This window comes from Glaciecola sp. 1036, from assembly GCF_050306235.1.
Taxonomy (GTDB): Bacteria; Pseudomonadota; Gammaproteobacteria; order Enterobacterales; family Alteromonadaceae; genus Glaciecola.
In genome coordinates, this window is sequence record NZ_JBLWFH010000054.1 from 1 (window position 1) to 220 (window position 220).

At 48.6% G+C, this 220-nt stretch carries 1 protein-coding gene; it reads right to left on the minus strand.

Annotated elements, in window-relative coordinates; all coding sequences use genetic code 11:
* Positions 1–51: 51 nt before the first annotated feature.
* Positions 52–207 (minus strand): hypothetical protein, encoded by a 156-nt coding sequence (locus tag ACNKW3_RS19865; RefSeq protein ID WP_427401066.1) that lies wholly within the window; start codon positions 205–207, stop codon positions 52–54.
* Positions 208–220: the final 13 nt, after the last annotated feature.

Sequence of the window (220 nt, forward strand, 5' to 3'; positions counted from 1 at the left end):
TAGATGTTAAAAGACGGTGATTTTCCTACAGAGGACTTTCACCTCATTAGTTCATGCCCATGCTGGGCGTACACAAGGCCAGCCAGCATCGCTCCCTGCGGTCGCTGGACCTCGTTTTACTCGGCCGCTGCTGGCAGCGTTACTGTAGTGGTCAAGTGTTTTTGGCCACGGGTTTATAGTAATTCCAATATCTCTTTTCTGATTCATTTGGCGTCAAACT